We start from the raw sequence: 9,312 nt of genomic DNA on the forward strand, positions 1-9,312 counted from the left end.
GGGCAGGACACGGCAGCCGACGGCGGGCTCAGGTCTGACCGGGGCAACACGGTCGATGCGGACGCGGAGGCCGGCCGGGACGCCGCGCCGGACACGAGCGGTGCGAGCGGTCCGTGCGATGCCGCGGCGGCCGCCGAGGGGGCTGCTGCCTCCACCGGTGCCGGTGCCGCCGCCGCCGGGGAGGCCGCCGCCTCCACCGACGCCGCCCGGCCGCCCTTCCGCTCCGTCACGATCCGTACCGCCCTCGACGCCGTCACGGCCGCCGCGCTGTATCTGCGCTGGCTCGGCTACCGGCGCGTCCGGCGGGCGGACCAGCGGCCGCCGTCCGGGATCGGCCTCGCCGCCCGTGGCGTCGTCGCGCTGGTCGACCCGGCCGTGCGCCCGGCGACCCTGCGGGACGTGGAGTGCCTGTGGCTGACGGCCATGACGGAGTCGGCGGACTGCCTGTACTTCTCCCTCGCCGGGTACGCGGACGACGCCCGGGCCCGCGCCGACGCCCTCGGCATCCCGCTGTTCGTCCTCGACCTCACCGGCACACCGCGGCCGGTGAACGCCCCGGCCGACGCCCTGGACGCCACCGGCACGGGGAACCGGGCGCCCTGACACACGAGATCCGCGCGCGGCCCCGTGGGCTACGGCGTGCCCGCGAACCTCTCCCGCAGTTCCACCTTGCGTACCTTCCCGGACACCGTCATCGGGAAGGAGTCGAGGAGCTGAAGCCGGCTCGGGATCTTGTAGTGGGCCAGGCGGCCCCGGCAGAAGGCGTGGAGTTCGTCCAGGGTGAGCGGGTCGGCGGGGTCCTGGGGGATGACGCAGGCGAGGACCTCCTCGCCGTAGTGGTCGTGCGGGACGCCCACGACCTGGACGTCCTGGATCTTGGGGTGGGCGTAGAGGAACTCCTCGATCTCGCGGGGGTAGATGTTCTCCCCGCCCCGGATGATCATGTCCTTGATGCGGCCGACGATCTCGACGTAGCCGTCCTCGCGCATCACCGCGAGGTCGCCGGTGTGCATCCAGCGGCCCGCGTCGATGGCCTCGGCGGTCTTCTCGGGCTCGTTCCAGTAGCCGAGCATCACGCTGTAGCCGCGGGTGCACAACTCGCCCGCCCGGCCGCGTGGTTGGGTCACGCCCGTCGCCGGGTCGACGATCTTCACCTCGATGTGCGGCAGCACGCGGCCGACCGTGCCGGTGCGGTGTTCCAGGTCGTCGTCGCGCCGGGTCTGCGTGGAGACGGGCGAGGTCTCCGTCATGCCGTAACAGATGGACACCTCGGCCATGTTCATCTCGTTGACCACGCGCTTCATCACCTCCACCGGGCAGGGCGAGCCCGCCATGATGCCGGTGCGCAGGGAGGAGAGGTCGTACGAGGCGAAGCCGGGGAGGTTCAGCTCCGCGATGAACATGGTCGGGACGCCGTAGAGCGAGGTGCAGCGCTCCTGCTGGACGGCGTCCAGCGTGGCCTTCGGGTCGAAGGACGGGGCCGGGATGACCATGCAGGCGCCGTGGGTCGTGGCGGCGAGATTGCCCATGACCATGCCGAAGCAGTGGTAGAAGGGCACCGGGATGCAGATCCGGTCCTGCTCRGTGTAGGCGATCAACTCGCCCACGAAGTAGCCGTTGTTGAGGATGTTGTGGTGGGAGAGGGTGGCCCCCTTGGGGAAGCCCGTCGTGCCCGACGTGTACTGGATGTTGATCGGGTCGTCGCAGGACAGGCCGTCGTCCTCGAACCGGGCGCCGGGAGTCCCCCGCCCGAGCAGCGCGTCCCAGCTCGGGTCGCCGAAGTACACGACCTCGCGCAACTCGGCGCATCTGCCCCGCACTTGCTCGACCATCGCCCGGTAGTCGCTCGTCTTGTGGCCGAGGGAGGCGAACAGCAGGGAGATCCCGGCCTGGTTGAGGACGTACTCGACCTCGTGGGTGCGGTAGGCCGGGTTGATGTTCACCATGATCGCGCCGATGCGGGCGGTGGCGTACTGGACCAGGACCCACTCGGGGCAGTTGACCGCCCAGATGCCCACCCGGTCGCCCTTGGCGACCCCGGAGGCGAGCAGGGCGGAGGCCAGCTCGTCGACGGCCGCGCCGAACTGCGCGTAGGTCCAGCGCCGCCCGGACGGCACGTCGACCAGCGCCTCACGGTCCGGCCAGGTGGCCACCGCGCGGTCCAGGTTGGCCCCGACGGTGTCGCCGAGCAGAGCCGTCTCGCTGGTGCCGTGACTGTACGAGTTCACCGGAAGTCCTCCTCGCGGTACTCGGCGTCCGACCCGGCCGCCGTGGCCTCGCGCAGCTCGATGCGGCGGATCTTGCCCGAGACGGTCTTGGGCAGGTCGCCGAACTCCAGGCGGCGGATGCGCTTGTAGGGGGCCAGGGCCTCACGGGAGTGCTCGAACAGCACCTTCGCGGTGTCGGGGCCGGGCTCCCAGCCCGCCGCCAGGACGACGTACGCCTTCGGCACCGCCAGCCGCAGCTCGTCCGGCGCGGGCACGACGGCCGCCTCGGCCACCGCCTCGTGCTCCAGCAGCGCGCTCTCCAGCTCGAAGGGGCTGATCTTGTAGTCGGACGCCTTGAAGACGTCGTCAGCGCGGCCGACGTAGGTGATGTAGCCGTCCGCGTCGCGCGCGCCGATGTCGCCGGTGCGGTAGTAGCCGCCGGCCATCGCCTCGGCCGTGCGGTCCGGGTCGCCGTGGTAGCCGGTCATCAGGCCGACGGGGCGGTACGACAGGTCGAGCGCGATCTCGCCCTCGCTCGCGCCCGGCGCGCCCGAGACGGGGTCCAGCAGCTCGACGCGGTAGCCGGGGCTCGGCCGGCCCATCGAGCCGGTTTTGAGCGGCTGGCCGGGGCTGTTGGCGACCTGCACGGCCGTCTCGGTCTGGCCGAAGCCGTCCCGGATGGTGACGCCCCAGGAGCGGCGGACCTGCTCGATGACCTCCGGGTTGAGCGGCTCACCGGCGGCGACGACCTCGCGCGGCGGGGTGCGCAGCTGCGTCAGGTCGGCCTGGATGAGCATGCGCCAGACGGTGGGCGGGGCGCAGAAGGTGGTGACCTGGGCCCGGTCCATCTCGGCCATGAGGCGGGGCGCGTCGAAGCGCGTGTAGTTGTGCAGGAAGACGGTCGCCTCGGCGTTCCAGGGGGCGAAGAGGTTGGACCAGGCGTGCTTGGCCCAGCCGGGCGAGGAGATGTTCAGATGCACGTCGCCGGGCTTGAGGCCGATCCAGTACATGGTCGACAGGTGCCCGATCGGATACGACGTGTGGGTGTGCTCGACGAGTTTGGGCCGGGCGGTGGTGCCCGAGGTGAAGTACAGCATCAGCGGGTCGTCGGCCCGGGTCGGGGCGTCGGGCGTGAACTCGGCGGAGGCGCCGTAGGCGTCGTCCAGCGGCAGCCAGCCCTCGGGCACGGCTCCCGCGTCCGTCGCGGCGATGCGGGTGTAGTCGCCGGGGACCTCGGCGAACTTGCCGGTGTCCTCGGGGCGCGCGATGACGTGCCGGACCCGGCCGCGCTCGACGCGGTCGCGCAGGTCGGCGGGGCCGAGCAGCGGGGTGGCCGGGATGACGACGGCCCGCAGTTTCATCGCCGCGAGCGCGGTGATCCACAGTTCGGCCTGGTTGCCGAGCATCACGAGGATCCGGTCCTCGGCGCGCACGCCCCGGGCGCGCAGCCAGTTGGCGAACTGATCGGAGCGTACGGACATCTCCCCGAAGGACAGCTGTGTCTCGCGGCCGTCCTCCTCGACGATGTGCAGCGCGGTGCGGGCGTTGCCGTCCGCGATCTCGTCGAACCAGTCCAGCGCCCAGTTGAAGTACTCGGGACGGGGCCAGCGGAAGCCCTCGTAGGCCGTGCCGTAGTCCTCGCGGTGTTCCAGCAGGAAGTCCCGCGCGCTGCGGAACACCTCCGTCGCCGATGCCATTCGTCCTCCTTGGTGCCGGACCATTGCCGGGCGGCTCCGAACCATCGTGTAATCCGTGATGCAGGTCTCACTACCCCCGAACGGGGGGTGCGCCCGCGCAGGAGCCGTAGTGAAGGGGCGAGCAGGTGACAGCAGACGCGTCCGACGCGGTCGAGATACGCAACGCGCTGCTCCGCCTGCGGCGCGCCACCGGCCTTCCGGTCGCCTTCGGCGGCCTGATGGAGGCCGGGCGGCAGATGCGCATCAGCGAGCTGAGCGGCACGGCGACGCACGCGCTGCGTTCGCTGGTGGTGACGTCCGGGAACGGGCTGGGCGGCAAGACGGTGGTGCTCGCCCGGCCGTGCGTGGTGACGGACTACTCGGTGTCGCGGCAGATCAGCCACGAGTACGACGCCCCGGTGGCCGTGGAGGGACTGCGCTCGGTGCTGGCCGTGCCGGTGGTCGTACGGCACTCGGTGCGCGGGGTGCTGTACGGGGCGCTGCGCACGGCCCTGCCGCTGGGCGGGCGGATGCTGGACGAGGCCGTCGAGGCGGCGCGGGACGTGGAGCGGTCGCTGGTCGTGCGGGAGGAGGCCCGCTCGCTCGCCGCCGAGGGCGGGCCGGGCGCGGGGCGGGAGCAGGTGCGGGAGGCGCACGCGGCGCTGCGGGCGCTGGCCCCGAAGATCGCGGATCCCGAGCTGCGGGCCGAGCTGCTCGACGCCTGTGCCCTGCTGACGGCCGATTCCACCCCCTCGGAGCGGGTCCGGCTCACGCCGCGGGAGGTGGACGTGCTGGCGTGCGTCGCCGCGGGGGCCACGAACGCGGTCGCGGCCGAGCGGCTGGGCGTGACGCCCGAGACCGTCAAGGCGTATCTGCGGTCGGCCATGCGGAAGCTGCGGGCCCGGACCCGGGGCGAGGCCGTGGTCGCCGCGCGCCGGGCGGGATGGTTGCCGTAGGTTTGCGATGTTTTCCGTTATCCTTGCCCGTTCGATATGCCGACGGGTTCCCGGCCGGGCGCCACCGGCCTGTTCCGCCGCATTCGGGAGACCGATGAATTCGCGCGCGGACCTCCGTTGTTATGTCCCTCACCACGCCGTCCGTCCGAAATTCAAAGAACTGTTGCCTAATATTGGCCAGGACACGACACACGGAGGGGAGCGGTGACCGTGCCACGGGACTTCCAGGAGCCTCCCAGGAGCCGCCCCGACGTGGTCATCGGCCGGGAGGACCTGTTCACATCGGCACGTGAACAGCTCGGCCGAGGCGGCAGTGTGCTGCTCCACGGCCCCGCGGGAATCGGGAAATCCACGGTCCTGCGGGCGCTGGCCGCGGATTACACCGGCGCGGCCCGGACCGTGTTGCGCTGCTCGGCCACCGAGTCCGAATCCCACCTGCCCTTCCTGGCGCTGGCCGACCTGTTCGGCCTGGTCCTGGACGACGTCTCCGGCGCGCTGCCCGCCGCCCAGCGCACCGCCCTGGAGTCCGCGCTCACCGGGCGCGGCGAGTCCACCCTCCAGCGCGACGGGCTCGCGCTGCGCCTCGCGGTGCTGTCGGCGCTGCGCACCCTCGCCGCCAAGGGCCCGGTCCTGGTCGTCGCCGACGACCTCCAGTGGCTGGACGCGGCCAGCGCCGAGCTGCTCGGTTTCGCCGCCCGCCGGCTGGGCGACACGCCCGTGCAGATGCTGTGCGCGGTGCGGACCGAGGGCCAGGAGTACGACCGCCATCTACGCGCGTCCCCGCCCGACACGCTCGCGGTCCGGCTGGGCCCGCTGTCCCGTACGCAGGTCTCCGCACTGCTCGACCACCGCGGCTACACCCCCCTGTCGCGCTCCACGATCCGCGACATCCACCGCACCAGCGGCGGCAACCCGCTCTTCGCGCTGGAGCTGGGCCGCGCCCTGGCCGAGAGCCCCACCCGGCCCCGGCCCGGCGAGCCGCTGCCCGTGCCCACCTCGCTGCGGGCGCTGGTGCTGAGCCGGCTGGAGATGCTGTCCGACGAGGCGCGCCGCACTCTGCTGGTGGCCAGTGCCGGTGCCCGTCCCACGCTGGCGCTGCTGCACGCGGCCGGCCGGGAGCACGCCGAGGCCGAGACCGCCCAGGCCGCGGCGCTGGGGCTGCTGGCGACGGAGCCGGAGGGCCCCGCCGTACGGTTCGCGCATCCGCTGATCTCGGCCGCGCTGTACGCGGAGGCCCCGGCGCGGGAGCGGCGGGCCGTGCACGCCGCGCTGTCCACGGCGGCCTCCGACCCGATCGAGCGGGCCCGGCACCTGGCCCTGGCGACCTCCGGCACCGACCCGGAGGTGGCGGCCCGGCTCGCGGAGGCCGGTGCGCTGGCCCGGGACCGCGGGGCGCCGTCCGTGGCCGCCTCGCTCGGGCTGCTCGCGGCCCGGCACACCCCGGCGGACAGCACGCCCGGCCCGGACGAGCGGCGGCTCCAGGCCGCGGAGGACGCCATCACCGCCGGTGAGGCCGACCTCGCCCGGGACATCGCCCGGGACGTGCTGACCCGGGCCAGCGTGCCCGCGGAGCGGGTGCGGGCCTGGATGGTGGTCATCGAGGCGGCCGGGCAGGCGCTCGGCGACGTCGACGCCGTCTTCCCGCAGGCCCTGGCCGACGCGGGCGACGACCCGCGCCTCCTCGCCCTGGTCCACTACCAGCTGGCCTGGCGCGGCCTGGTCGTCGAGGGCGACTTCGCCGAGGCCCGGCAGGAGGCCGCGCACGCGGCGGAGCTGGCCGCCCGCGGCGAGGACCGGCGCACCGAGCTGATGGCGCTGTCCTTCCAGGCCTCCACCGAGACCCTGATGGGTCACCCGGGCGCCCCCGAGACCGTCAAACGGGCGCTGAAGGAGCCGCAGGACCCGTATGTGGCGTGCCACCACAACGGCGCCGGCTCGGCCCGGTTCCGCTGGCTGATCATGAGCGACCAGCTGCCCGAGGCGCGGGCGACCATCACCGCGCTGCTGCGCGAGGTGCGCAGGCGCGGCATGGTCGAGAGCGAGGTGCACTTCCTGCGCTTCCTCGCCGACACGGAGCTGCGCTCCGGGCACTGCGGCCGGGCCCTGGACCTGGCCCGCGAGAGCCTCCGGCTCGCCCGGGACGCCGGCATCGGCGAGGGCGCCTCGGCGATGCTCGCCTCCCTCGCGGAGGCCTCGGCCGGGGACGTCGACCGGGCCCTGGCCCTGGCCCGTGAGGCGGCCGACCACGCCGAGGTCGACGGCGACCAGATGTACCTGTCCCGGGCTCTGGCGGCGCTGGGCTACGCCCAGTTGGTGGCCGGGGACCCGGCGGGCGCGGTCCGTTCGCTGCGCCGGGTGCGGGAGCTGGAGCAGGGCCTCGGCATCAACGACCCGGCGCGCGGCCGCTGGCACGGCGACCTCGCCGAGGCCCTGGTCCGCATCGGCGAACCGGGCGAGGCCCAGGACGTCATCGACACGGCACGGGTGCACGCGCTGCGGCTGCGCCGGGAGAGCGTGCTGGCCGTCCTCGACCGGGCCGAGGCGCTGGTGCGGGCGGCACGCGGCGAACACGAGGCGGCCCTGGTCCGGCTGACGTCCGTTCAGGACCGGCTCGGCCGGCTGGGCTACGGCCTGGAGGAAGCGCGGGCCGCCTTCGCGCTGGCCCGGCTGCGCGCCCAGACCGCCGCTATCCCCCGCGGCGGCGGGACTCCCCTGCCGGGGCCGGCGTCGTACGACGAGGCCGCCCGGCTGTTCCGGCGCTGCCGGGCGCTGCCCTGGCTGCGGCAGGTCGACGCGGCCGCGTCGGCCGGTCCCGCGGCGGTGGAGCCGGCCTCCGTGGCGCCGCCCGTCGCGCTCAACGCGCTGGAGGGCCTCGCGTCGATGGAGCGTCAGGTCGCCTCGCTGGTGATGGAGGGCGCGACCAACCGGGAGATCGCGGCCCGTCTGTTCATCAGCGTCAAGACCGTCGAGGCGACCCTGACCCGGGTCTACCGCAAGCTGGGGATCCGTTCACGGGTGGACATCGTCCGGCTGGCGGCGGGCCGCCGCACCACCTGACCCGACCTGGGTTTACGGGGCCACACCGAGGGTTTACCCTGCCCAACTCCCTTAGGGGGTTCCCTCATTGGGAGACCGCCCTGCCGGGCTCTAGCTTTGTCGCGTGCCGCTCGCCGGGCACACGGAGATCCGAACAACGGCGTCAGGGTCACCGTGCACCACCCACCCGCGCGACCCCCCACCGGCAACTCCCCGAGGAGACCCATGTTCGGGTTCAACCGTGTCAAGAAGGCCGCCGCCGTCGCCACGGCGACCGCTGCCGCCGCCGCGACCGCGCTGCTCTCCGCCCCCGCCGCCGTCGCCGCTCCCCAGCCGATCGTCGGCGGCACCACGACCACGACGACCGCGTACCCGTTCGTCATGCAGATCACGGACGCCTCGCAGAGCCAGTTCTGCGGCGGCACGCTCGTCTCGCCCACCAAGGTCGTCACCGCCGCGCACTGCATGGTCGGCGAGACGACCAGCAGCGTGCGCGTCGTCGGCGGCCGCACCTACCTCAACGGCACCAACGGCACGGTCGGCAGAGTCAGCAAGATCTGGATCCACCCGAACTACACCAGCGTCACCAACGGCGAGGACGTGGCCGTGCTGACGCTGTCGACGTCGATGCCGTACACGCCGGCGAAGTACGTCTCCTCCTCGCAGACTTCGGTGTACGCGGCCGGCACCACCGCCCGCATCCTCGGCTGGGGCACCACCTCGTCCAACGGCAGCTCCTCCAACCAGCTGCGCACCGCGACCGTTCCGACCGTGTCCGACTCCAGCTGCGGCAGCTCCTACGGCGCCGACTTCGTGCGGAGCGACATGGTGTGCGCCGGATACACCTCCGGCGGCGTGGACACCTGCCAGGGCGACAGCGGCGGCCCCCTGCTCATCGGGGGCGTCCTGGCAGGCATCACTTCCTGGGGCGAGGGCTGCGCCCAGGCCGGTTACCCGGGTGTCTACACCCGGCTGACCACCTTCTCCAACCTGGTCACGACGCAGATCAACTCGTGACCGCGCATAGCTCCTGAGTATCCCTCAGGTGACATACCAGGGGGCGTTGCGGGCCTCCACGAGCGGCCCGCAACGCCCCCTCTCCATGCGTGGGGCCGGCGCCCCGGGGTCATGCGGCGCGCACGGCGCCGAAGCGGATGTCGTACGACGTCTCCGGGTGCATCGCCCGCAGCATCCGCTCCCCCTCGGCGGTGACCTCGTCCCGCTGGACCCCGGTGAGCCGGCCGAAGGGCTCGATCACGAGCGCGTGCTCCTCCAGTCGCCACAGGCCCGCGAGGAACCCGTCGACCAGGAGCGTGCAGTAGGCGAAGTTGCCCTGCCAGGAGCGGCCCCGGTACTCGGGCGGGACGACGCGGGTGCGGTCGGCGTGGGAGAGCAGCAGATTGTCGAACTCGGGCAGGAAGCGCGGCGGGGCCGGGG

At 73.3% G+C, this 9,312-nt stretch carries 6 protein-coding genes and 1 pseudogene; 4 read left to right on the forward strand and 3 right to left on the reverse strand.

Translation table 11 applies throughout. The features are described 5' to 3' along the window. Positions 1 to 603: pseudogene (locus CA983_RS35310) on the forward strand (hypothetical protein); the annotation flags it as partial. A gap of 29 nt (positions 604 to 632) precedes the next feature. On the opposite strand, the gene CA983_RS35315 reads toward CA983_RS35310, so the two are convergent. Both CA983_RS35315 and CA983_RS35320 read right to left on the reverse strand, forming a co-directional pair. Beyond that, the gene (locus CA983_RS35315) at positions 633 to 2,228 is read right to left on the reverse strand and encodes an AMP-binding protein (protein ID WP_086604829.1); all 1,596 of its coding nucleotides are present in this window, start codon (positions 2,226 to 2,228) and stop codon (positions 633 to 635) included. Beyond that, positions 2,225 to 3,904, reverse strand: coding sequence for an AMP-binding protein (locus CA983_RS35320; RefSeq protein WP_086604830.1), 1,680 nt, complete (start codon positions 3,902 to 3,904; stop codon positions 2,225 to 2,227). The genes CA983_RS35315 and CA983_RS35320 overlap by 4 nt, the downstream gene beginning before the upstream one ends. Positions 3,905 to 4,029: 125 nt before the next feature. Between CA983_RS35320 and CA983_RS35325 the strand changes: the two genes are divergently transcribed. From CA983_RS35325 to CA983_RS35335, 3 genes are all read left to right on the forward strand, one after another. Continuing rightward, entirely contained in the window at positions 4,030 to 4,839 is an 810-nt protein-coding gene (locus tag CA983_RS35325; RefSeq protein ID WP_086604831.1) for a response regulator transcription factor, read from the forward strand. A gap of 204 nt (positions 4,840 to 5,043) precedes the next feature. Next, complete coding sequence (locus tag CA983_RS35330) at positions 5,044 to 7,896, forward strand: helix-turn-helix transcriptional regulator (RefSeq protein WP_086604832.1); 2,853 nt, start codon at positions 5,044 to 5,046, stop codon at positions 7,894 to 7,896. 204 nt (positions 7,897 to 8,100) lie between these two features. After that, entirely contained in the window at positions 8,101 to 8,892 is a 792-nt protein-coding gene (locus tag CA983_RS35335; protein WP_086604833.1) for a S1 family peptidase, read from the forward strand. Between the two features lie 109 nt (positions 8,893 to 9,001). On the opposite strand, the gene CA983_RS35340 is transcribed toward CA983_RS35335, so the two are convergent. After that, positions 9,002 to 9,312 (reverse strand): DNA glycosylase AlkZ-like family protein (locus tag CA983_RS35340; RefSeq protein WP_143645635.1); only part of this gene is annotated, 311 nt, incomplete at its 5' end.

It is taken from the genome of Streptomyces swartbergensis (genome assembly GCF_002148965.1).
GTDB lineage: Bacteria > Actinomycetota > Actinomycetes > Streptomycetales > Streptomycetaceae > Streptomyces > Streptomyces swartbergensis.